The sequence below is a fragment of the Novosphingobium resinovorum genome (genome assembly GCF_027922145.1).
Taxonomy (GTDB): domain Bacteria; phylum Pseudomonadota; class Alphaproteobacteria; order Sphingomonadales; family Sphingomonadaceae; genus Novosphingobium; species Novosphingobium resinovorum.
In genome coordinates this window covers 75109-98830 of sequence record NZ_BSFC01000003.1, presented here as the reverse complement: position 1 = coordinate 98830, position 23722 = coordinate 75109, and the positions used below count along the sequence as shown (strand labels likewise).

Here is a 23722-nt window from a genome sequence, read left to right as displayed (position 1 = left end):
AACCCCGCTCAGGCTGAGCTTGTCGAAGCCCCCGCCGAAAGCACCACCTAAAGACAGCCACCGGTCCCGGAGCAAGTCCGGGGACGACGATTTACGCCAGCCTTGCCACCACTTCCGCAAACGCATCCCAGAGCGCCGGGCTGGAGGCGCCGATCAGGTCGCGGCGCTCGTATTCGTCCACTCGGTAGGCGCTGCCGTCCGGCCTTGCCGCCTTGCCGCCCGCCTCGTTGAGGAACAGGACGCCCGCCGCGTGGTCCCACGGCAGGGTGCGGTTGAACACCGAGATGTCATTCGTGCCGTCCACGAGGCGGGGATACTGCTCGGCCGCGCAGCGCGGAATGTCGACGAGGGTGTAGTGCGGCGCGATGTGCGTCAGTACCTTCTCGCGCGCGCCGTCATCGAGGAAGATCGTCGAGATCGCGGCGACCGGCGGCTCGGCCCCGGTGGTGCGCGCGGTGATCCGTTCCCCGTCGATCCAGGCGCCGCCGCCGAGGTCGGTGCGGCAGAAGCGGCCGGTCAGGCAGTCGAGGATCCAGCCGCCGATCGTCTCGCCCTTGTCCGCCAGAGCGACGAGGACGCCGAAGGGCGGCTTGCCGGCGGCGAAGTTGTTAGTGCCGTCGAGCGGATCGACGATCCAGCACAGGCGGTCCTTGAGGCGCTCCATCACCGAGGCATCGGCGAAGACCGCTTCCTCGCCCACCACGTCGGCTTCCGGCAGCAGCATGGAGAGCCGCTCGGTCAGCAGCGCTTCGGCCTGCTTGTCGGCCACGGTGACGACGTCGTCCGGGGCCTTGGCGTCGATCTGGCTGGCGGCGAGCTTCTGGTAGTGCGGGAGGATCGCGTGCTCGCTCGCCTCGCGCATGATCGTCTCGACGGCGGCGTGGAGGGCGGGCGTCATCATGTCAGGGGGATCATCACCTGCTCGGCGAAGCCGGGGCGCTTGACGATGCGCGCGTACCAGTCGGCAATGGCAGGGAACTCCGGCTGCTCGATCCCGAAGGCGTCGAACTTCAGGTTGAACCAGGTGTAGGCGTAGACCCCCATGGGAATGTCGCCGATGCCGAACTGCGCGCCCGAGAGCCAGGGCTTGCCGGTGAGGTACGTGTCCATGATCGCCAACTGCTTCGCGCAGTCGGCGATGCCCTTGGCGATGGCGGCATGGTTCCATTGATCCGGCGACTGGCGCGCCGTGGCGAGGAATGGCGCGCGCTGCGCGTCGGCATAGGTGAACTGCCAGTCCATCCAGCGGTCGGCGAGGGCGCGGTCGATGGGATCGGCGGCGAACCACGCAGCCCCGCCGTATTCGGCCGCCATGTAGCGCAGGATCGCGTTCGATTCCCACAGCACCACCTTGCCGTCCTCGATCGTGGGGATCAGGCGGTTGGGGTTCTTGGCGAGGTATTCATCGGTGAAGCCGAACTTTCCGCCGATGTCATGGCGCTGGTACTTGAGGCCGAGTTCCTCGGCGAACCAGGCCACCTTCTTGACGTTGTGCGAGTTCAGGCGGCCCCAGATCGTGAAGAACGGCGTGCTCATGCTCAGCTCCGGTAGTCCGCGTTGATCGAGATGTAGCCGTGCGTCAGGTCGCAGGTCCACACCGTCGCGGTGCCTTCGCCGAGGCCGAGGTCGACCTCGATCGAGATGTCCTGACCCTTGAGATGCGCGGAGACGGGCGCCTCGTCGTAGTCCGCCAGCGGCAGGCCCTGCTGCGCGGCCCAGGTGCCACCGAAGCCGATCGAGAGCTTGTCGCGGTCGGCGGGCTCGCCCGCCTTGCCCACGGCCATGACGACGCGGCCCCAGTTGGCGTCCTCGCCGGCGATGGCGGTCTTGACCAGCGGGGAGTTGGCGATCGCCATGCCGACCTTGCGGGCGCTCTCGTCCGACACCGCACCGCTGACCGAGACGGCGATGAACTTCTGCGCGCCTTCACCGTCACGCACGACGAGGTGGGCGAGCTGGCGGCAGACGTCATGGATCGCGGCGGCGAAGGCGTGGGCGCCGGGGCTGTCGAAGCCGGTGATCGGTGCATTGCCCGCCTTGCCGGTGGCGAAGGCGAGGACGGTGTCGCTGGTCGAGGTGTCCGAATCGACGGTGATGCACGAGAATGTGCGCAAGTTCGCGGCCGAGAGGCAGGCCTGCAGGAAGCCCGGCTCCACGGCGGCGTCGGTGAACAGGTAGCCCAGCATCGTCGCCATGTCGGGCGCGATCATGCCAGAGCCCTTGATGATGGCGCTGATCGTCACCCTGGTGTCGCCGACCATGGCGGTGGCGGTGGCGCCCTTCGCGAAAGTGTCGGTGGTGGCGATGGTGTTCGCCGCGTCTTCCCAATTGCAGGGCTCGGCGGTGAGCGCCTTGTCGACGCCCTCGCGCGCCTTGTCCTTGGGCAGCGGCACGCCGATCACGCCGGTGGAGGAGACGAAGACCTGCTCCTTCGGGCAGCCGATGTGCGCGGCGACCTGCTCCATGATCTGCTCCACCGCCTCGCGGCCGCGATAGCCGGTGAAGGCGTTGGAATTGCCCGCATTCACCACCAGCGCGCGGGCACGGCCGAGCTTCACGTTCTCGCGGCCGAGATCGACCTCGGACGAGCAGCACACGTTCTTGGTGAAAACGCCCGCGACAGCGGTGCCTTCTTCCAGCGTGACGTACGTGAGGTCGCACCGCCCCCAGTCCTTGTAGCCGGCGCGCACGACATGCGGGGTGACGCCCGCGATCTCGGGCAGGGCGGGGAAGGGCGAGGCGAGCGGGGAAACGGGGTAGGCCATGGCGGGTTGCCTAGCGCGTGGGTGTTGCAGGTCAAGGGCGGTTCGGCGGCCGCGCAAGGTGACGCAGGTTTACACGGTTGACACGGTCCAGAGGGAAAAGGCGTCACCTTAGGCCCGGAAGTGTCACCTTGGCCGCATAAGGTGACACATTTTGCACGCGATGTGTCACCTTGCGAGGGGGAGGTGTCACCTTGTGACGTAACCTTGTGCGGCCCGGGGCGATCGAAAATGGCATGGCTGCAATCACCTAGCGGCGGCGCAGGCGAATGATCAGACCGCCGTCACCCTTGACGATCCGCTCCTGACCTCGCTCGAGGAAAAGGTTTTCCGTGATCCCCGCCGTTCGGGCATTCGCCCCCTGGCAGGTGTCGCCTTCTCCCGGACGCTCCCACGTAACGCGCATCTGCACGCCGCCTTCATCCCGCCCGGCGCGATACCTGTTCAGGTTTATCGAGAGTGATGACCGTTCTCCCTGCCCATACGAGGTCTGCCCGCGGGCGCATGATGATGTGGAAGCATTCGACTGCTGCCGGGTAAAACTCGCACCCTGACGCCCGGAAACACGCATTTCACCGGCCCACAACAATTCGTTTCCGCTTCTCGCATCGACGTCGAAGATCGCGGTTTCCTGGCTGTTGTCGAAACTGTCGGGATTTTCAGTGATGCTAACAGGCGGTGCGGCGGCCGCTCTCGGTACGGTCTGTATGACGGGTGGTTGAGCCGGAGCAGCCGATACGGTCTGTGCGGCAGCAAGCATGATCATCGACAGCATTGGAGCGCCCCCAGCGGTATTATGACCTTCGAATACCCGCCATTTCATGGGGCACCAAGAGTATTCAAAATTTTAACGAGGGGTCGCCGCATGGCTGGCATCCTATCGGACTGCGCAAAGTGTAGGAAAGCGGCGCTATGCAGGCAGGGCTTCTCCCACGCCTGCCAGAATGCGCGCATCGGTGAGCGAGGCCCTATCGCGGCGACAGGTCAGTTCCGCCAGAGCCATCGCCATGGCCCAGATCACCGTGCCGCCTAGGACATCGGTGACGTAGTGCGAGCCCATCGGGATCGTCGCCACGATCGTCGCCACGCCGAAGATCGCGCCTGCCAGATGGAAGCGGGTGCCGCGCAGCCCGGTGGCGATCACCAGTCCCATGATCGTGTGGAACGAGGGAAAGACGCCGACGCCGGAGATATGCCTGTTGCCCGCAATCTGCGCCGTGCCGTGATAGTAATAGTGAAAGGCGTCGAGGTGATAGGTGCCCGCGCCGTAAGGCAGGCCGTGACCCTGAAGGTCGAAGAGTTGCGAGTACGCGATGTTGCCCATGGCAGGCGTGACGACGGAAATGATCGCGGCCGCCAGCAGTCCTCCGGAATAAGCTACGAACGGCCGCCAGTCCGGGTCCGGCAACAGGCACCGGCCCAGCACGACCGCGATGGCGGCCCAGTTCGATTGCGTATAAGCGATGCCTAGCCATTCCGTGATGCGCGGGTTTTGGGCAAAGGCGCGTACCAGCAGGGCGGGATCGAAGCCGAGCAGGTGATCGAAGGCGACCAGTCCTTCGTCGATCAGCGGCATGTGCAGGCGAAGGCCGACATTCATCGACAGGGTGTTGCAGACCGTCGCGCCCGACATCACCGCGACGACCAGCAGGAGATTGGCGACGCGCGGCGTCCCTCCGGCCAGTTTCATGGCTATCCCGGCGACCAGCGCCGCGACGCTGAAGGCGATGCAGATACCCAGCCCGGACCAGTCCAGCGTCATGCCTGAGGTCAGGATGATCGTCGCCAGCAGGGCGAAGCTGGCCAGCAGGAGAAAGGCGGAGATCGCGCACGGCGCGTCCAGTCGGCGCAAGCGCCGTTGCAGTCGATCAGTCGCAGTCATGTCGTCCTTCCGCCAAAGGCCGATCACTTCATGCCCTGAAATGGTTAACGACCCGCTGTGTGATTTGGCGGGAAGGCCGGGAAATCGAAGATCGCCAGACAGGGCAGGGTACGTTTCCGGGGCGCAATACCCTTTCGCCGCAAACGCATGTGGACACATCCCGTCATCGACCCTATCTGACGTTTCCTATGGCCCATCGCCTGATCCTGACCCTGCTTGCCCTGCTTACGGGGCTCGCCGCACAAGTCGGCCCGGCCGAGGCCTGTGTGTCGCAGGTGTCGGCGGTGCAGGTTCTGGCCGCCCATGAGGTCGCCGCCAAGGCGCCGCGTGCGCCGGTCGCCCTTGCACGGCTGCCCGAACCGGGCCTGCGCAATACGCGGCTTCATGCGCCGCAGCAGCCGGTCGCCTTCGCGCCGGTCGCCGTGCCGGCCGTGCTCACCGGAATAGACCGCGCGCGTCAATAAGCGCGCCGCCCGGCAACTTTCGCATCCTCGCGAGCTTATTCACGCGCCCGGCCGTTCGGCCGCCTCCTTGTGAGCTTGGGCCGCGTACACCGACCATATGTAATTCACGAAAAACAGGGGTTCACCGCCATGCTCGGCGCACTCGTCAAGTCCATCTTCGGCTCGTCCAACGAGCGTTACGTCAAGTCGCTCGACAAGATCGTCGCCCAGATCAACGCCTTCGAGCCTGCCATGGAGGCCATGAGCGACGAGGAACTCGCCGCCCAGACCCCCAAGTTTCGCGAGATGCTGGCCAGCGGCTCCACGCTCGACGACATTCTCCCCGAAGCCTACGCCACGGTGCGCGAAGCCTCCAAGCGCGTGTACGGCATGCGCCACTTCGACGTGCAGATGATCGGCGGCATGGTGCTCCACCGCGGCGAGATCGCGGAAATGCGCACGGGTGAGGGCAAGACCCTCGTGGCGACCGCGCCGACCTACCTGAACGCGCTGGAAGGCAAGGGCGTCCACGTCGTCACCGTCAACGACTACCTCGCCCGCCGCGACGCCGAGCAGATGGAGAAGCTGCACGGCTTCCTCGGCCTGACCGTCGGCGTGATCGTGCCTAACCTCAACGAGTGGGAACGCCGCGAGGCCTACGGCGCCGACATCACGTACGGCACCAACAACGAATTCGGCTTCGACTACTTGCGCGACAACATGAAGCACGAGCGCAGCCAGATGGTGCAGCGCCCCTTCAACTTTGCGATCGTCGACGAAGTCGACTCGATCCTGATCGACGAGGCGCGCACGCCGCTGATCATCTCCGGCCCGACCGACGACAAGAGCGAGCTTTACGTCCAGGTCGACGCGATCGTGAAGCAGCTGCTTGCCGAAGACTACGAGGCGGACGAGAAGACCAAGAACATCAGCCTCACCGAGGACGGCGTCGAGAAGGCCGAGCGCATGCTCGAGGCCGCCGGACTGCTCGAAGGCTCGAACCTCTACGATGTCGAGAACACGCAGGTCGTCCACCATCTCGACCAGGCCCTCAAGGCCGTGATGATGTTCAAGCGCGACACCGACTACATCGTCAAGGACGAGAAGGTCGTCATCATCGACGAGTTCACCGGCCGCATGATGGACGGCCGCCGCTGGTCGAATGGTCTGCACCAGGCGGTCGAGGCCAAGGAAGGCGTCAAGATCGAGCCGGAGAACCAGACGCTCGCCTCGATCACCTTCCAGAACTACTTCCGCATGTATCCCAAGCTCTCGGGCATGACCGGCACCGCCGCGACCGAAGCGCCGGAATTCTACGACATCTACAAGATGAACGTCGTCACCATCCCGACCAACGTGCCGGTGCAGCGCGTGGACGAGGAGGACGAGTTCTACAAGAACACGCTCGACAAGTTCGCCGCCATCGCCAAGCTGATCCGCGAGAAGTACGAGACCGGTCAGCCGGTCCTCGTCGGCACCGTGTCGATCGAGAAGTCGGAGCTGCTCTCGGACTTCCTCAACAAGGAAGGCGTCAAGCACTCGGTCCTGAACGCGCGTTTCCACGAGATGGAAGCGCACATCGTCGCGCAGGCGGGTTCGCTGGGCGCGGTCACCATCGCCACCAACATGGCGGGCCGCGGCACCGACATCCAGCTCGGCGGCAACGTCGAGTTCCGCGTCGAGGACGAACTGCGCGACATGCCCGAGGGGCCTGAGCGCGACGCCGCGATCGCGAAGATCAAGGCCGAAGTGGGCGAGCAGAAGCGCCTCGTCCTCGAAGCCGGCGGCCTGTGCGTCATCGGCACCGAGCGCCACGAAAGCCGCCGCATCGACAACCAGCTGCGCGGCCGTTCGGGCCGTCAGGGCGATCCGGGCCTGTCGAAGTTCTACCTCTGCCTCGAAGACGACCTGCTGCGCATCTTCGGCCCCGACACGCTGTTCTCCAAGATGATGAACAGCAATCTGGCCGACGGCGAGGCGATCGGTTCCAAGTGGCTGTCGAAGGCGATCGAGACCGCGCAGAAGAAGGTCGAGGCGCGCAACTACGAAGTGCGCAAGCAGGTCGTCGAATACGACGACGTGATGAACGACCAGCGCAAGGTGATATACGAGCAGCGCTCCGACATCATGGATGCCGAGGCGGTGGACGATGTCGTGGTGGACATGCGCCATGACACCATCAACTCGCTCGTCGCCGATGCCTGCCCGGCAGGTTCCTACCCCGAGCACTGGAACATCGCGGTCCTCAAGGAGAAGGTGCAGGACATCCTCGCCATCGACGCCCCGATCGAGGCGTGGATCGAGGAGGACGGCCTCGAGCCCGAGGACATCGAACAGCGCATCACCGAGCTGGCCGATGCCCACATGGCCGCGAAGATGGCGCAGGACGACCCGGCAATCTGGCGCCAGGTCGAGAAGTCGATCCTGCTCGACCGGCTCGATCATTACTGGAAGGAACACCTCGCCACGCTCGACGCGCTGCGCCAGGTGGTGTTCCTGCGCGCCTATGCCCAGAAGCAGCCGATCAACGAGTACAAGCAGGAAGCCTTCGGTCTGTTCGAGCGCATGCTCGACGGCATCCGCGAAGACGTGACGCGGATCATCTCGGTCAGCGAACTGCGCATGCCCGAGCAGACGCAGCTGCCTGAACTGCCCGACTTCCTGACCGGCCACATCGATCCGTTCACCGGTCTCGACAATTCGGCGGACGGCGATGGTTCGGCGCAGATGGCGCAACTGTTCGGCAACCTCGCGGGCAGCCCCGAGGGTGTCGTGCAAGGTGCTCCGGCAGGTGCTGGCGGCGAGGGCAACCCCTGGGCCGATCTCCAGATCAGCCGTAACGCGCCGTGCCCTTGCGGTTCGGGCAACAAGTACAAGCATTGCCACGGCGTACTGGCCTGAGGCGTCCGCAGGGTTTGAAAAGGGCGTCGCCGGTCTCCGGCGGCGCCCTTTTCATATGTATTTTAGAGGCTTATTATATTGAGTGTGCAGAAGTAATCATAAGTAAATATCGACTTGTTAATAATATAACTAGCCTTGTAATGTTCCTGACAGGGTTGATTACTGTTCGCCCGTATTTGGGTGGGTTAGTCCCTGTGCAGAGGCATCTTTCGCCTCTTCATGAGGGGGATATCATGTTTGGTAGTGCGACACCCAACACGCTTGCCGTGAACCCGAAGCGTGCCCGTATGGCGGTGAGCGCCATGGCACTGACCGCATCTCTGGCGCTGGCGGCGCCGGTCTGGGGGCAGGCCGTGGTCAATCCGGGCTTCGAGACCGGCGACACTTCCGGCTGGGTGCTGACCGGGGGCAGCTGGACCAGCACGGCGCAATGGCCGCCTGCGGACTCCACTTGGTCCGGAGCGCCCAATTCCTACACCATCACCAATGCCGGGGAACTCGATCCCACTACTGGTACGCCGACCGTCTTCGCGGGCAACCACGCCGTTCGGCTGAACGACATGAATCCCAACTACGGCGTCACCGCGCTTTCGCAGTCGGTCGCCAACTATACCGGCAACAAGCTCTACTACGCCTGGAACGCGGTGCTGGAGCCGTCGCACGGGGCGACGGACAGTCCTTCGTTCATCATCAAGGTGGTGGACAAGACGACCGGCAAGATCATCAACAACATCGCCTACAGCGCCTATACCGCACAGAATACAACGATCTTCCGTCAGGCCGGTTACTATGTGACCAGCGACTGGAAGGTCGAGGACATCGACATGGTCTCGGGCCATGATTACGATCTGTTGTTCGTGGCGCTTGACTGTCCTTACGGCGCGCATGTCGGCTACGTCTATGTCGATGGCTTCGGCAATGCCGTCCCCGCTGCCAACGCCAACGTGGACTTCGACCCGACTACGGACATCACGCGAGGCTCGGACGTGCTGATCCCGATCGGCGGCGATATTCCCGACATCGATCTCGCAAAAGCTTTCTACACGACGCAGGAGGTCAACGACGGGGACGTCAATCCGAACTTCGTCGGCGGTACGCTGCAGTTCGCCTCGGGCGGTGATGTGGCCACGGCTTTCACCGTCCAGAGCCAGGGCGGCACGATCGACAGCAATGGCTTCGACGTCGGGTTGACCGGCGGGCTCACCGGCGTCGGCGGCATGACCAAGACCGGCGCGGCCACGCTGACGCTTTCGAGCGCGATCAGCACTCTCAACGAAGGTTTCACCGTCGATGGCGGAGCGCTGCTGGTCAACTCGGCACTCTCGGCCGCGAGCGTCACCGTCAACGACGGAGCGCGGCTGGGCGGCAGCGGCACCATCGTGGCGGACGTCACGGTCAATTCAGGCGGCACGCTGGCCCCGGGCAACAGCCCCGGAACGCTGGTGGTCGCGGCAGGCGAGGTGACGCTGGCCGACGATGCCACTTTCGAAGTCGAGATCGACGGCCGCACCTACAACCCGGCAGGCGGCGCGGGCACTTACGATCGCCTTGCGCTGACTACCGGGGCGACGTTCCAGCCCAACGGTATTCTCGCGCCGACACTGCGCGGGATCGCCGGCGGCAACAACACCTTCACGCCGGTGGTGGGTGATACGTTCGTCATCGTCGATGGCGGCGCGGTCGGTTCGGGAGCCTTCGATTCGGTGACGCAGCCGACCTCGGGCCTCGCCGCCAACACCCGCTTCGACGTGATCTATCGCCCGACGCAGGTTCTTGCGGCCGTAACCCCCGTCAGCTTCGCGACTTTCGGGGCGGCCAATGGATGGAAGCGCAACGCCGTATGGGCGGCGGCGGGGCTCGATCCGCTTCGTCCGGCTGCCGGAGTGCGCAGCGGTACCTATTACGCGCTGTTCAATGGCCTCTATGGCTACGATGGCGATGAACTGGGCTACGCTTTCTCGCAGGTCAGCGGCGAGATCCACGCCGACACCATGCAGATGGCGCTGAACTCGGCACGTGACATCAGCCAGACGGCGCTGAGCGCGGCGCAAGAGCCTTGGGGCTGCCCTCCGGCCGTGCAATCGCCCGGCCAGTTCACCGACCCGCCGCCCCAGGGTGCCGAAGACGGGTGCGGCGTGGAATCGACCCGGAAGGGCGCTACCGCCTGGGGCCGCTACATCGGCCAGTCCACCGAAGTGGGCGAGGACGGCATCGCCTATGGCTATGACCGCAAGTCCCACGGCGTGATCGCGGGCGTGAACGCCGTCAATATCGACGGCACCCGGATCGGCGTCGGCGGCAGCTATACCGATGGCGACATGTTCAACGACGTCGGCAGTTCGGCGGACATCGAGACCTGGTCTGCCTTCGTCTATGGCGCGCATCGCTTCGGCGCTCTCTCGCTTGGCCTCGTGGCAGGCTACAACGAGGCGAGCGTGGATACGGTCCGCAATGTCGGCCTGACTACTGGCAACCTGCAGGCGACTGACAGCTACAAGATCAAGACGTTGACGGCGGCCCTGGAGGCCAAGTTGGATGTGAAGTTCGGTGATCGCTCGGTGATCCGGCCTGTGGCGGGGATCGAGATCGCGCGCAGCAAGGCCGGCTCGGTGTCCGAATCCGGCTCAACCGTTGTCGGTCTCACCATGCCGAGCGAGAAGTGGACGAGCGCGCGCACCAAACTCGGCGCGGAACTGGCGATCGGGGTCGGCAATCCGGTCGAGGTCGGCGTGTTCGGCAGTTGGCGCCACGAGTTGAAGGACGCGACCGCTGTGCGCACCGCCGAACTGGGCGCCGCAGACTGGCTGGTATCGAGCGTCGATGCCAACAAGGACTCGTTCGAGGCCGGCGGGCAATTGGGCATCAAGCTGACGAACGGCATCAAGATGCGCATCGAATACGCGATCGCGCGCCAAGGCGATTACCATACCGATCGCATGGCAGCGGGCGTCTCGATCAAGTTCTGATTGGCGGAGGAGAAGGGCGGGGCGAAAGTCGCGCCCTTCTTCGGCGTATGCTCGTTGTAATGGCCTTTGCCGCAGCGGATCGCGGCGCTTGCTTGATATTGAAAATTGCTCGCATTAGTTGCTCGGTGAGCAATTAGAGGGCCAGATGCGCGCGTTTCGATTCTTACGCCAGAGCGGCCGGCCATGACAGGTCACGATGTGCTGCTTGCCTTCGCCTCCGCGGCGGGCGTAACCGGGGTTGTAACCTTGCGGCTCGCATGGGCGCAGGCCCGGCGATCGATGCCGTTGAATGCGGCCGGCTGGGCGCTCTTGCTTATAGCGATCGTAGTCGGCTGGCTGGCCGATGGCGCCTGGGGCACATCCGTCGCAGTGCTCTGGACGATGGGCGCCGCTTTCGTGTTGTTGGCCTGGGCCGGCCTGAGGTCTGAACCCGGCAGGGCTGGCGCTTCCAACCGCCGTGCCGGGATGCTGCCGGAAAGCGGTGAGCCGCTTCGCCTTGGCGGACGCCTGCTGACGTTCACATTGGTCGGCATAGTCCCGGTACTGCCTTCAGCAGGCGGGGGGCTGGCTCTTGCTGCGCTGGGGCGGATGCTGGGCTGGAGCGAGGCCAATGCATTGGCGCTGGCCTTTTTCGCGATGCCGATCCTATGGATGCTCATCGCCTACGCCGTTCTGATGCAGCCCGTACGACGCGGACAGGTCAAGGTGCTGGCCATCGCCAGCCTGCCGACATGGCCGACGCTGGCGGCAGGATTGCTCTCATGACGACCGCTCCCGATGCTTCGACCGTCAAACGCGCGCTATGGGCGCACGCTGCGATGGGGCTTGTCGCCGGCGCCTTGCTTTACATCGTCAGCCTGACAGGGACGATCGCGGTCTTCTACGCCGAACTCCAGCGCGTCGAGCAGGACAAAGCGCCTGAGATGACCGCCATTGCGCCCGGCGCGGTCCAGCGCGCGGTAGAGGCGGCGCTGAACGCCGAGCGCGGCGGCTCGACCACCACGCACCTCTACGTGCACATGCCCGTGGAAGAATTGCCGCGCACAACGGTCACCACTGATACCCGCGCCACTCATGTCGAGTCCGACGGGCGCCTGGCCAATGCCGAGGAGATCGGCTGGTCCGATTTCCTGGTGGAGCTTCATTACACGCTGAACCTGCCCGCGCTGGTGGGCATTTCCGTGGTCGGCGTTCTTGGGGTGATGATGCTGGCCCTTTCACTCACCGGCGTCATCGCCCATCCGCGCATCTTCCGCGATGCCTTCCTGCTGCGGGCGCGCAACCAGACCGGACCCGGGCTTGCGGACTGGCACAACCGGATGAGCGTGTGGTCGCTGCCTTTCACCGTGGCGGTGGCACTGACCGGCGCGGTGATCGGGCTTGGCTCGATCACGGCCTATGCCATCGCGTCGCTGGACTATGGCGGCGATATCGAGGCGGTCTACCAGCCCCTGTTCGGAGAGGAGGGCAAGCCCGACAAGCGGCATGCTCCGGCGCCGAACGTGGCGGCAGCGCTTGAATACATGGCGCGCCGCTACCCGAAGGTGACGATTACTTACGTGACGCTCCACGATCCGCTGACGCGCGGACAGGAAATCCAGGTTTCCGCCTTACACGCAAGGCGCCTGATTTTCGGCGAGACCTATAGGTTCGATGCGGAAGGGCGCTTCCTTGGCGTTGCCGGGCTGGCAGACGGTGAACTGGGGCAGCAGGCGGCGGCATCCAATTACCAACTCCACTTCGGTAGTTTCGGCGGATTGCCGGTGAAGCTGGCCTATGTCCTGTTCGGCATGGCACTGACTGCGATCTGCGCGACAGGTACGTATATCTGGCTCGGCAAACGACGGCGGCGCGGGCACGATGAACCGCGGCTGCTCAAGGCCTGGGACGCGGTCGTCTGGGGAAGTCCCATGGCGCTCGCGCTGACGCTGGTGGCGCGTTTTGTCATAGGTAACGGAGCGCCCTTCGCGGCTGTTTTCTGGATCGGAACCTTGCTGGTCCTCACCATCGCCTTTGCGCCGATCGCACCTTCGCGCTTTCGCCGCGTTCTGCAATTCGCGCTGGTCGTATCCTGTGTCGGCGCCGGAGGATTGGCGCTGGCTTGAGATTTCAGAGGACAGGCAGGAGAGGGCGCCGGGCTGCCTTGGCCTGATAGAGCGCCGCGTCGGCCCGTTTCACCGCATCGTCCAGAGTGGTGTCCTCGGCCGCGACTTGCGCCATGCCGATGCTCACGCCCCATCCCGATCCGGCGCCGTGATCGGCAAGGAAGGCTTTCAACGCCTGCGCAAAGACTTCGGCATCCTGTGCGGGCGGCAGGAGGACGAGAAACTCGTCTCCGCCATGGCGGACGACCTGGCCCGCCGATTTCTCGGCCAGTTGCCGGGCTTCCCGTCCGATCGTCGCAAGTACTTCGTCTCCGGCGGCATGGCCGAAGCGGTCGTTGATCGACTTGAAATGATCCACGTCGAGCGCGACGATCCCTGCGCCCGCGACCAGGAATTGCGGCGAGACATGTTCCAGCCCGGCACGGTTCCATGCGCCCGTCAGCATGTCACGCAAGGCAGCGTCGCGCAGGCGGCTTTGCACCAGTTCCACCGGGATCGCCAGCAGGCCGAGGTTGAGCACGCCGAGCAGGATCTGGTCGGACAGCATGGCCAGCAGCGCCACCCACTCGTCTCCGGGCATCGCCCAAACCGTCGCGACGATCGACAGCATGTAGCCCGGCAGGTAGGCCAGCATCGACAGCCCCGCCATGCGCCGCCCGGACGATTGCGCCGCGTTGCCGGTGAAGGCCAGGATGTACCCGGAAAGCCCCATCGAGATCGACAGGCCCAGCGCATCGCCTATCGTCTGCCAGATGCCGTAGGGCTGAACGAGCCCCGCGGCGCCCAACACAAGCGGCAGGCCATGGCCCATGGCCGCGCTGGCGATGGGAATGATCATCCAGCGTACGAAGGCGCTGCGTCCCTCCAGCAGGCGAGCCCCGGCCACCGGCAGCACGTTGGTCATTCCCAGCACTGCATAGAGCAGGGTGACGATGACAGGGGTGCGCAGCGGCGCGAACGAAAAGGCGAGGATCGCGCCGCTGTAGAGCAGCGAGGACATGCCCCAGCACAGGAAGTGCCGCTCGCTGCGGGCGCGCAGGAACAGCACCGTGAAGACGATGCCGAACGCCATCGAGGCGAGGATGCTGCACAGGCGCAGCGTATCGACGTCCGGAAAGCTCATTTGCGGCCCCTTATGGCCGGGGCCGTCTGGCAGCAAATGGTTAATTTACGATGGCGCGGATCAGGGCATGCATCATGACGGAAAACGCTGTCAGCGCCCGGCAGGCTCACGGCTCAGGCGCGTCATGAGCAGGGCGGCGCGCTTGATCTGGCGTGGGAAGCTGGAAAGGTCGACGCGCTCCTCGGGTGTATGATCGCCGCTGCTCGACGGGCCGAGCCCTGCCAGTCCATCGACGTACTGTGCGACGAAGCTGATGTCGCCCGCACCGCGCTTCAGCGGGTCGAGCGCGGGCATGGCCTTCAAACCGAGGTCGGCGTTGATCGTGTTGAGCCGGTCGAGCAGCGCCTGGTTGCCGGGTGTCGGTGCCATCGGCGGATAGCTGTCCTTGAAACGGATGGCCGCGTCGGTACGCGGCAGGTGACGGGCGACGATGGCCTGCATCCTGGCCTTGACCCGCTCGACCTGCTCGGGCGTCAGAGCGCGGTAGTCGCCCTTGGCGATCGCGACGGGCGGGATGATGTTGGTCTTGCCGGTGGCGGTGACTTGCGCCTCGTCCCCGCTGAGCGCTGCCGTGGCGCCGCCGCCGACGAGGCCGATGTTGAAGGTCAGGTTGGGCTCGGGTAATTCCTCGCGGAAGGCGGTGATGATGCGTGCGAGTTCGAAGACGGCGCCGTCGCCTACCTCCGGCGAGAAGATGCCGCTCGAATGCGCGGTGATCCCGCTGGCGGTGATCGTGTAATCCCCCGCCGAGCGCCGCGCGACCGAGCCGTAGTCCTGTCCGTCGACGATCACCAGCCCCTCGAAATCGAGCGCGACGTCGGCCCGCTTGCCCGCAGCGATCAGGTCGGCGCGGGCCAGGCTGACGGGCTCGCCCGCTGCCTCTTCGTCGCCGGTGAGGACGACCTCGATGTTGGCGCCCGCCAGCGTGCCCGCCGCCTTCATCGCCTTGAGTGCGGCGAGCATCACCACGACGCCGCCCTTGTCGTCCGCCGCGCCGGGGCCGTGCAGCATGGTGCCTTCGCGCCGGGCGGTCTGGAAAGGGGAGCCTGGCTCGAACACGGTATCGAGATGGCCGATCAGCAGCATCCGGGTCGTCCCGCGCTTGCCCTTGTGCGTGGCGATGAGGTGCCCGGCGCGGCCCACCGCATCCATCGGCACCCAGCGCGTCTCGAAGCCCAGCGCCGCGAATTCGGGCGCGACCATGGCGTTCACCTTGCGCACGCCGTCAAGATTACGGGTGCCGCTGTTCTGCGCGACGAGCTTTTCGAGCAGGGCGATATCGCTTTCCGTGCCCGCATCGGCGGTGGTCACGATCTGGCGTTCGGCAGGCGACAGGGCTGCGAGGGCCGGCGCCGCGCCGAAGATCATGGGAAGCAGGGCGGAGAGGGTGGCGATGCGGATGTGAGACATGGCCTTACGATAGCCCCGATGCGGTCCGGCGCAAGGCCGCGGTGGACAGGACCTGCCGGGGCGGGCATCGTCGCGCCGGTCCATTCGAACGAGGTCGAACGATGCGCATCGCCGTCTATGGCACCCGTAGCTACGACCGCACGTTTCTGTCAGCTGCCAATGCGGATCATGGTTTCGACCTGCAGTTCCTCGATGCTCCCCTGACGCTCTCGACCGCCCGGCTCGCCGAAGGGCACGAGGCGGTCTGCGTCTTCGTCAACGACAAGGCCGACCGGGCCGTGCTCGAAGCGCTCGCGAGTGCAGGCGTGCGGCTGCTGGCGCTGCGGTGCGCGGGGTACAACAACGTGGATCTTGCCGCCGCCGACCGGCTCGGAATCGCGGTGGTGCGGGTGCCCGCCTATTCGCCCCATGCCGTAGCGGAATTCACCGTCGGGCTGCTGCTCTCGCTCGACCGCAAGATCCACCGCGCGTGGTCGCGGGTGCGGGAGAACAACTTCGCGCTGGACGGGCTTGTCGGCCGCAATCTCCGTGGCCGGGTGGCGGGCGTCGTCGGCACCGGCCAGATCGGCGCTCTCGTCGCCCGCACGCTGCGCGCCGGGTTCGGCTGCGACGTGCTGGCGAGCGATCCGGTGGTCGATGAGGGGCTGGTCGAAATCGGCGTGCGCTACGTCGAGCGCGAGGCTTTGCTGCGCGAATCGGAGATCGTCACGCTGCACTGTCCCCTGACGCCGGATACGTATCACCTGATCGATGCCGCCGTGCTTGCAGCGGCGCGGCCGGGTCTTGTCGTGGTCAACACCAGTCGCGGCGCCCTGATCGACACCGCCGCGCTGATTGAGGCGCTCAAGCAGCGCCGCGTCGGCGGCGTCGCCCTCGATGTCTACGAGCAGGAGGCGGGGGTCTTCTTCGACGACCTGTCCAGCGAGATCATCGACGACGACCTGCTGCAGCGGCTTCTGACGTTCCCCAACGTGCTGATGACCGGCCACCAGGCATTCCTCACCGAAGAAGCACTGGACGCGATCGCGCGGACCACACTGCAGAGCGTAAGCGACTTCGCAGCCGGCCGCGGGCTGCCGAACCGGATTCGATCGGAGACGGTAAGAAGCTGATCTTTGGAAGTATTATCCGCTGTCGCGCGCCCGTTTGGGGGCGAGCGGTCATCATCCTGGGATCATGATCTGGAGCGGAAGAAGTTGGCTCCCCGAGTAGGATTCGAACCTACGGCCATTCGATTAACAGTCGAATGCTCTACCGCTGAGCTATCGGGGAGCAGCCTGTCAGTGTTACCACCGCCGGGCAGGGGTGCGCCAATAACAGCTTCATCGGCCTTGGCAACCCCGTGATGCAGAAAATCTGATCTATTTTCGAAATTTCTTCCTTCAGACCTGGAACTGCTCGGCGAAGATCCGCTCCTCCAGCGTGAAGCCGGGGTCGAACAGCAGGGTCAGCTCCTTTTCCGCCGTCGCGCTGATCCGCACGATGGCGACATCGCGCACTTCCTTGTGGTCGGCGACGGCGGCGACGGGGCGCTTGCCGGGCTCGAGGATGCGCAGCTCCACGCTCGCGCTTTCCGGCAGGATCGCGCCCTTCCAGCGGCGGGGGCGGAACGGGTTGAGCGGCGTCATCGCCACCATGCGCGAACCCAGCGGCAGAATCGGGCCATGGGCCGAGAGGTTGTATGCGGTGGAGCCCACCGGCGTTGCCAGCAGGATGCCGTCGCCCGCCAGTTCCTCCATGCGTACCCGGCCGTTGATGCGGACTTCGATCTTCGCGGTCTGGCGCGTCTCGCGCAGCAGGGAGACTTCGTTGAAGGCATAGTAGCTGAAGCGTTCGCCGCTCTGCGTCACCGCGTTCATGCACAGCGGGCGCACGGGGACCGGGTGCGCTTCGGCCACGCGCCGGGCAATGGTCTCGCCATCCTCGAGCGGGCCGTTCATCAGGAATCCCAGCGTGCCCAGGTTCATGCCGTAGACCGGCTTGATCGAATCATGGTCCAGCAATTCGTGCAACACGTGCAGCAGGAAGCCGTCTCCGCCCAGCACGACCAGCACGTCGGCCTCCTGCGAGGACACCCATGGATGCGAATCGCGCAGGAGCATGGCCCCGGCCTGGGCCTTGGCGCTGTCGGAGACGATGAGCGCCAGCTTCACGTCTTTCCCCATCATGTTTTCCGAAGGTCCCATTCCGGGACCGGGGCTCGCGAATTTTGAAGGGTTTTGCAAGGGGTTTGGGTTATGGCGGCGTGATGGGCGTTAAACTGAACGATGCAGGCATGAAAGATCGGGTCCGCAATCCTGCGAAGCGGATCGAGGATCGTCTGTCAGGCATTCCCGGGCTCGACGCAGTCCACGATCGCATCGCCGCGTGGCGCGAAGACCCGGCGCTGATGCCGCACCTGGCGCATGTCCACGCCATGCTGCTCAGCCTGCGCCGCCTCGATGCGATCAACATGGCTTATGGCGAGGCCGCGGGCGACGGCGCGCTGGAGGAAGTCGCCGCGCGCATCGGCCACTTCGCGGAACAGGAACTCGACGGCCCCTGGCTGCTGGCGCGCGCAGGCGGCGGCAGCTTCCTTCTCGTCGCCAACGAGGCCTGCAGCCGCGAGCGCTGGCAGCTTGTGGCGGACCAGCTGGCCGACATGATCGCACGGCCGATCCCGGTCAGCACCGGCATGCTGCGCCTTTCCCCCCGTGTCGCGCTGATCCGCGCGCTGACCGGCGAGAGCGTCGAATCGATGCTCGACCGTCTCGGTCACGCGCTGGGCGAGGCCTACGAGCAGGCCGGAACCCGCCTCGCCTGGGCCGATGGCGAGGTGACCCCGCCCGGCCGCTCGGCGCAGCAGCTGGAGGCCGACCTCCTCGTCGCCATCGACCGCGACGAGATCGAGGTGCTGTTCCAGCCCCAGTTCAACCTTGCCGACGACCGGCTGACCGGCGCCGAGGCGCTCGCCCGCTGGAACCACCCGGAACTCGGCCGTATCGGCGCCGGTGCGCTGTTCGCCATCGCCGAGCGCGCCGACCACATCGGGCCGCTTTCCCGCCATATCGCCCGCAAGGCGATGTTCGCCGCGCGGGCATGGCCGGGCCAGCTGCGGCTCTCGATCAACGTGACGCCCGCCGACCTCGCCTTCGCCAGCTACACCCGGCAGATGTTCGAGCTGATCCGCGAGACCGGCTTCCCGCTGCGGCAGCTGACGCTGGAGATCACCGAGCAGGCGCTGATCGCCGATATCGAGATGGTCGCGCAGACAATGGCGGAATTCTCGGCGCAAGGCATCCGCATCGCGCTCGATGACTTCGGGGCTGGGTTCTGCAACTTCCGCTACCTGAAGGTGCTGCCGATCCACTACCTGAAGCTTGACCGCTCGATGATCGACGGCGTGACCACCGACCGCCGCGACGTTGCGGTACTGCGCGCGATCGTGGCGATGGCGAAGGCGCTGGACCTCGAAGTGATCGCCGAAGGGATCGAGGAAGAAGGCCAGCGTGAGGTCGCCGCGCGCGAGGGTTGCGCGTATTTCCAGGGGTTCCTGCGGGCGCAGCCCATGAGTGCGGCGATGTTTGCTAAGTTGGCCCGGGCTGAAGGGAAGAAAGAGGAAAGCAGGGGAGCATAGCCCCCCTGCACCCCCGATATCTGTCGGCGTGGCGCGTGCAGCGGGGTGCGCATTGCGGGCTGATTTGTGGCCTGCGGCGCTTTTTTTCGCTGTTTCCCTCGTCACCCTGAACTTGTTTCAGGGTCCATCGCGCCGTGTAACTCTGCCGTAGCGCAAGCAAACCGAGGGGGCAGCTCTGCGGCACTACCTTCCGGCTAAGTCTGCCTAATGGACCCTGAAACAAGTTCAGGGTGACAGGGCCTCAAAAGCGCCGCTGCCTATCTGTTCTAAACATCACAGTGAGAGCACGACGCTCCTTCGCGCGCAACCTCTGACATTTCACGGGAAGCAGGGGTGCTAAACCCCTGCATGCACCTCAATGCGCGCCCTGTATCTCGTTACGCGCGGCCTGCGCGATGAAAGCGCTGCGCGTCAGGCTGCGTTCGGCCGCGGCTTTGTCGATCGCGTCGAGTATACCGCGTTCGATCGACAGGTTTACCCGCGCCACGCGATGATCGTTGACGATCCAGGGGACCGCGATCAGCGTGCCTCCATCTTCGCTTTCGATCCCGTCGAGCGGTGTAGGTTCGCGCCAGGGCTGGTCCTCGAACCACAGTTCGAGGGCTTCGCAGGCTTTCGGCAGAATGTCCTCGGCGCGATCGGCGGCGGCGAAGCAGCCGGGCAGGTCGGGGAAGGTCAGGCCGTAGGCACTGTCCTCGTCCTTGTGCATGATGGCGTAGAAGTATTTCACGGCAATCGTCCTGTCATAGCCAACCTGCCATTTTCGCGATCGAACGCGCGGTGCCGATCGGCAAATCCTTCTTCGGATGCGGTACGATCAGTGTGCGGTCGTCCTTGCGGTACTTGGCATGTGAGCCTCGGGTCGAGACATGCTGCCATCCTTCGGCCTCAAGCCGTTTGATGATGGCTTTGCTGTCACGATGCATGTGTAAATAAATACACACTGATTGCGGTCAGGACAAGGGGTCACCCCTTGCGCGCCACTGCACTCAGCCCCTTGGTCAGCTGCAGCAAACCGTTGAGCCTGCTTTTTGGATCGCCCCATGCGCGCTGCAGCACCAGCTTGTTGTCCGGCCGCAGCTTTACCGCGCCGTTCAGCCGCTCGGCATAGGCGATCAACCCAACCGGGTTCGGGAAGCTGTCGTTGTGGAAGCTCACCAAAGTCCCGCGCGGGCCCACGTCGATCTTGGCGATGTGCGCCTCGATCGCCTGCCGCTTGATCTGGATAAGCTGGACGAGGTTCGCGGTCGGCTGGGGCAGGGGGCCGAAGCGGTCGATCATCTCGGCGGAGAGCGATTCGATCTCGGCGCGCGAATCCGCATCGTTCAGGCGGCGGTAGAGCGCCATGCGGACGGCGAGGTCTGGTACGTACTCTTCCGGGATCATGATCGGCGCTTCGACGGTGATCTGCGGGGACAGGCCCGAGGTGTCCTTCTCCAGCCCGACACCGCCCGCGCGCGCGGCGAGGATCGCGTCCTCCAACATCGACTGGTAGAGTTCGAAGCCGACTTCGCGGATGTGGCCGGACTGCTCGTCACCAAGGAGATTGCCCGCGCCGCGAATATCGAGGTCGTGGCTGGCGAGCTGGAAGCCCGCGCCCAGCGAATCGAGATCGCCCAGCACCTTGAGGCGCTTTTCGGCCACTTCGGACAGCGCGCGGTCGGGCGGCGTTGTCAGGTAGGCATAGGCGCGCAGCTTGGAGCGGCCCACGCGGCCGCGCAGCTGGTAGAGCTGGGCGAGGCCGAAGCGGTCGGCGCGGTGGATGATGATCGTGTTGGCGCGCGGGATGTCGATGCCGCTTTCCACGATCGTGGTGGAGAGCAGCACCTCGTACTTGCCCTCGTAGAAGGCGCTCATGCGCTCTTCCACGTCGCCCGCGCTCATCTGGCCGTGGGCGGAGATGTACTTCACCTCGGGCACGTTCTTGTGCAGCCAGTCCTCGATCTCGGGCATGTCGGAGATGCGGGGGACGACGATGAAGCTCTGGCCGCCGCGGTGGTGTTCGCGCAGCAGGGCCTCGCGCATCACCATCTCGTCCCATTCCATCACGTACGTGCGCACCGCAAGGCGGTCGACCGGCGGAGTCTGGATGGTGGAGAGTTCGCGCAGGCCCGACATGGCCATCTGCAAGGTGCGCGGGATCGGCGTGGCGGTGAGCGTCAGCACGTGCACGTCGGCGCGAAGCTGCTTGAGCTTCTCCTTGTGGTTCACGCCGAAACGCTGTTCCTCGTCGACGATGACGAGGCCAAGGCGCTTGAAGCTGACCGTCTTGGAGAGGATCGCGTGGGTGCCGCAGACCACATCCATCGTGCCGTCGGCCAGACCGTCGCGGGTGGCCTTGGCCTCCTTCTCGGGCACGAGGCGCGAGAGGCGGCCGACGTTGAGCGGGAAGCCCGCGAACCGGTCCGCGAAGCCGGAGAAGTGCTGGCGCGCCAGCAACGTGGTCGGCGCGACGACAGCGACCTGCTGGCCCGCCATCGCCGCGACGAAGGCGGCGCGCAGGGCCACTTCGGTCTTGCCGAAGCCAACGTCGCCGCAGACGAGGCGGTCCATCGGGCGGCCGCTGGAGAGGTCTTCCAGCGTATCGGCGATGGCGGCTTCCTGGTCCTCGGTTTCTTGCCAGGGGAAGCGGTCGACGAACTGGTTGAAGCTCGATTCCTCGGCGACGAGCGCGGGCGCCTCGCGCAGCGCGCGTTCGGCGGCGGTCTTCATCAGTTCGCCCGCGATCTCGCGGATGCGCTCCTTCAGGCGGGCGCGGCGCTTCTGCCAAGCCTCGCCGCCCAGCTTGTCGAGCGCGACGCCTTCCGCCTCGCTGCCGTAGCGGGAGAGGACGTCGAGGTTCTCGACCGGGATATAGAGCTTGTCGCCGCCGGAGTAGGTCAGCATCACGCAGTCGTGCGGGCTCTTGCCGACCGGGATCGACTGCAGGCCTTCGTACCGGCCGATGCCGTGGTCCATGTGGACGACGAGATCGCCCGGCGTCAGCGCCGCCAGTTCGGCGAGGAAGGCGTCGGAATCCTTCTTCTTTTTCTTCCGGCGGACAAGGCGGTCGCCCAGAATGTCCTGCTCGGTGATGACTTCGACGGAATCGTTGGAGAAGCCGGTCTCCAGCGGCAGCACCAGCGCGGCGGAGCGGCCCTGCACGGCAAGGCCCAGCGCTTCCTGCCAGGTCTCCGCGACGCGCGGCTCTGGGCCTTTCGCTTCGCCGAGTATCGAGACGAGGCGGGCGCGGCTGCCGGGCGAGTAGGCGGCGAGGATCGCCTTGCGGCCCGACTTGGCGATGGCGTGGAGGTGCTTGGCGGCCGCCTCGTAGGCATTGTCTCCGCGGGCGCGCTCGGGGGCGAAATCGCGCGCGTTGCCGAAGCCGAAGTCGATCACCTTGCCGCTTTCCGGCTGGGCGAAGGGATCGGCGCGGTGGACCGGGTGGGCGGCGATCAGTTCGTCCAGCTCGTCCTTGCCGAGATAGAGCGAATCGGTTGCCAGCGGGCGGTAGGAGCCGGCCTTCTGGCCCGAGGTTTCGAGGCGGGCCTTGTGATAGTCCGCGATATCGGTGACGCGCTCGTCCACGGCGCCGATCGCGGCGGTGTCCATCACGATCAGGTCATCGGGGCCGAGGTGGTCGAACAGGGTGACCAGCCGGTCCTCGAACAGCGGCAGCCAGTGCTCCATGCCCGCAAGGCGGCGGCCGTCGCTGACCGCCTGATAGAGCGGATCGGCCGTGGCGTTGGTGCCGAACATCTCGCGGTAGCGGGTGCGGAAGCGCTTGACGGTATCCTCGTCCATCAGAGCTTCGCTGGCGGGCAGCAGTAGGTGGTCGGGCACGGTGCCGCTGGAGCGCTGGGTGCCGGTGTCGAACAGGCGCAGCGTTTCCAGCTCGTCCCCGAAGAAGTCGAGGCGCAGGCCGCCCCCCGATCCTTCTCCGGCATTTAGGCCCGAGGGCACGATGTCGAAGATCGAGCCGCGCACCGCGAACTCGCCCGCGTCGATCGCGGTGTCGGTGCGCTGGTAACCCTGGCGGCGCAGCAGGCCGATCAGGCTTTCGTGGCCGATCTCCATGCCGGGCTTGAGCAGGCGCACCGATTCGCGGATTCGGAACGGGGTGAGCACGCGCTGGAGCAGGGCATTGGTGGTGGTGACGAGAAGCTGCGGCCCCTGTCGCTTCAACTGCAACGCATGGAGCGCGGCGAGGCGGCGGGCGCTGACCGACAGCGCGGGGCTGGCGCGGTCGTAGGGCAGGCAGTCCCACGCGGGGAACTCGATGACCTCCAGTTCGGGCGCGAAGAACTGCGCGGCGCTGGCGACGGCGCTCATCGCCTGGTCGTTGTCCGCGACGAAGACGGCGCGGCCTTTCGGAGCAATGGCGCGGGCAAGGTCGGCCATGACCAGCGGCTGCGAACCGCGAGTGACCGAAGCGAGGGTCAACGGCGCCGAGGCCGTGATGATGCGGGAGAAATCAGTCATGACAGGGGTGATTGGCGGGATATGCGGGGCGAAGGGGAAATACAATCATCTTC

18 protein-coding genes and 1 tRNA gene are annotated in these 23722 nt (G+C 65.5%); 7 read left to right on the top strand and 12 right to left on the bottom strand.

What is annotated here, in order from left to right:
* Positions 1-91 precede the first annotated feature (91 nt).
* The 5 genes from PKE80_RS01955 to PKE80_RS01935 form a co-directional block, all read right to left on the bottom strand.
* Positions 92-901 carry an inositol monophosphatase family protein gene (locus tag PKE80_RS01955; protein ID WP_271181054.1) on the bottom strand — a complete coding sequence of 270 codons (810 nt, stop codon included), beginning with the start codon at positions 899-901 and terminating at the stop codon, positions 92-94.
* Complete coding sequence (locus tag PKE80_RS01950) at positions 898-1536, bottom strand: glutathione S-transferase family protein (protein ID WP_271181053.1); 639 nt, start codon at positions 1534-1536, stop codon at positions 898-900. The genes PKE80_RS01955 and PKE80_RS01950 overlap by 4 nt, the downstream gene beginning before the upstream one ends.
* Before the next feature lie 2 nt (positions 1537-1538).
* Entirely contained in the window at positions 1539-2765 is a 1227-nt protein-coding gene (gene argJ, locus PKE80_RS01945) for a bifunctional glutamate N-acetyltransferase/amino-acid acetyltransferase ArgJ (protein ID WP_271181052.1), read from the bottom strand.
* 247 nt (positions 2766-3012) lie between these two features.
* Positions 3013-3537, bottom strand: coding sequence for a hypothetical protein (locus tag PKE80_RS01940; RefSeq protein ID WP_271181051.1), 525 nt, complete (start codon positions 3535-3537; stop codon positions 3013-3015).
* Positions 3538-3672: 135 nt separating this feature from the next.
* Positions 3673-4644: a phosphatase PAP2 family protein gene (locus PKE80_RS01935; protein WP_271181050.1), complete on the bottom strand. Its 972-nt coding sequence runs from the start codon at positions 4642-4644 to the stop codon at positions 3673-3675.
* Positions 4645-4793: 149 nt separating this feature from the next.
* Here PKE80_RS01935 and PKE80_RS01930 point away from each other — a divergent pair, with 149 nt between their 5' ends.
* The 5 genes from PKE80_RS01930 to PKE80_RS01910 all read left to right on the top strand — a co-directional run bounded on the left by PKE80_RS01930 (position 4794) and on the right by PKE80_RS01910 (position 13059).
* On the top strand, positions 4794-5108 hold the full coding sequence (locus PKE80_RS01930; protein WP_271181049.1) for a hypothetical protein: 315 nt from the start codon (positions 4794-4796) through the stop codon (positions 5106-5108).
* Positions 5109-5237: 129 nt separating this feature from the next.
* Positions 5238-7988: a preprotein translocase subunit SecA gene (secA, locus tag PKE80_RS01925; RefSeq protein ID WP_271181048.1), complete on the top strand. Its 2751-nt coding sequence runs from the start codon at positions 5238-5240 to the stop codon at positions 7986-7988.
* Positions 7989-8221: 233 nt separating this feature from the next.
* The gene (locus PKE80_RS01920) at positions 8222-10954 is read left to right on the top strand and encodes an autotransporter family protein (RefSeq protein ID WP_271181047.1); all 2733 of its coding nucleotides are present in this window, start codon (positions 8222-8224) and stop codon (positions 10952-10954) included.
* Positions 10955-11137: 183 nt separating this feature from the next.
* Positions 11138-11719 (top strand): hypothetical protein, encoded by a 582-nt coding sequence (locus PKE80_RS01915; protein ID WP_271181046.1) that lies wholly within the window; start codon positions 11138-11140, stop codon positions 11717-11719.
* Entirely contained in the window at positions 11716-13059 is a 1344-nt protein-coding gene (locus PKE80_RS01910; protein WP_271181045.1) for a PepSY-associated TM helix domain-containing protein, read from the top strand. Before PKE80_RS01915 ends, PKE80_RS01910 begins: the two co-directional genes overlap by 4 nt.
* Before the next feature lie 4 nt (positions 13060-13063).
* Here the strand turns inward: PKE80_RS01910 and PKE80_RS01905 are convergent, their stop codons facing one another.
* Both PKE80_RS01905 and PKE80_RS01900 read right to left on the bottom strand, forming a co-directional pair.
* On the bottom strand, positions 13064-14182 hold the full coding sequence (locus PKE80_RS01905; RefSeq protein ID WP_271181044.1) for a GGDEF domain-containing protein: 1119 nt from the start codon (positions 14180-14182) through the stop codon (positions 13064-13066).
* A 90-nt stretch (positions 14183-14272) separates the two neighbouring features.
* A complete protein-coding gene (locus PKE80_RS01900) occupies positions 14273-15592 on the bottom strand; it encodes a M20/M25/M40 family metallo-hydrolase (protein WP_271181043.1) in 1320 nt (439 codons plus the stop codon).
* A gap of 101 nt (positions 15593-15693) precedes the next feature.
* On the opposite strand from PKE80_RS01900, the gene PKE80_RS01895 reads away from it, so the two are divergent.
* Positions 15694-16704 (top strand): 2-hydroxyacid dehydrogenase, encoded by a 1011-nt coding sequence (locus tag PKE80_RS01895; RefSeq protein WP_271181042.1) that lies wholly within the window; start codon positions 15694-15696, stop codon positions 16702-16704.
* Between the two features lie 85 nt (positions 16705-16789).
* Here PKE80_RS01895 and PKE80_RS01890 read toward each other — a convergent pair.
* Positions 16790-16864: transfer RNA gene (locus tag PKE80_RS01890), tRNA-Asn, on the bottom strand.
* Between the two features lie 110 nt (positions 16865-16974).
* Positions 16975-17760, bottom strand: a complete 786-nt coding sequence (locus PKE80_RS01885; RefSeq protein WP_271181041.1) for an NAD kinase — start codon at positions 17758-17760, stop codon at positions 16975-16977.
* A 107-nt stretch (positions 17761-17867) separates the two neighbouring features.
* Here PKE80_RS01885 and PKE80_RS01880 point away from each other — a divergent pair, with 107 nt between their 5' ends.
* Entirely contained in the window at positions 17868-19208 is a 1341-nt protein-coding gene (locus PKE80_RS01880) for a GGDEF domain-containing phosphodiesterase (RefSeq protein WP_271181040.1), read from the top strand.
* Positions 19209-19563: 355 nt separating this feature from the next.
* Here the strand turns inward: PKE80_RS01880 and PKE80_RS01875 are convergent, their stop codons facing one another.
* The 3 genes from PKE80_RS01875 to mfd are packed head-to-tail and all read right to left on the bottom strand — an operon-like array spanning position 19564 to position 23669.
* Positions 19564-19938: a type II toxin-antitoxin system HicB family antitoxin gene (locus tag PKE80_RS01875; RefSeq protein ID WP_271181039.1), complete on the bottom strand. Its 375-nt coding sequence runs from the start codon at positions 19936-19938 to the stop codon at positions 19564-19566.
* 13 nt (positions 19939-19951) lie between these two features.
* Complete coding sequence (locus PKE80_RS01870) at positions 19952-20134, bottom strand: type II toxin-antitoxin system HicA family toxin (protein WP_271181038.1); 183 nt, start codon at positions 20132-20134, stop codon at positions 19952-19954.
* 40 nt (positions 20135-20174) lie between these two features.
* Positions 20175-23669, bottom strand: coding sequence for a transcription-repair coupling factor (gene mfd, locus PKE80_RS01865; protein ID WP_271181037.1), 3495 nt, complete (start codon positions 23667-23669; stop codon positions 20175-20177).
* Positions 23670-23722: the final 53 nt, after the last annotated feature.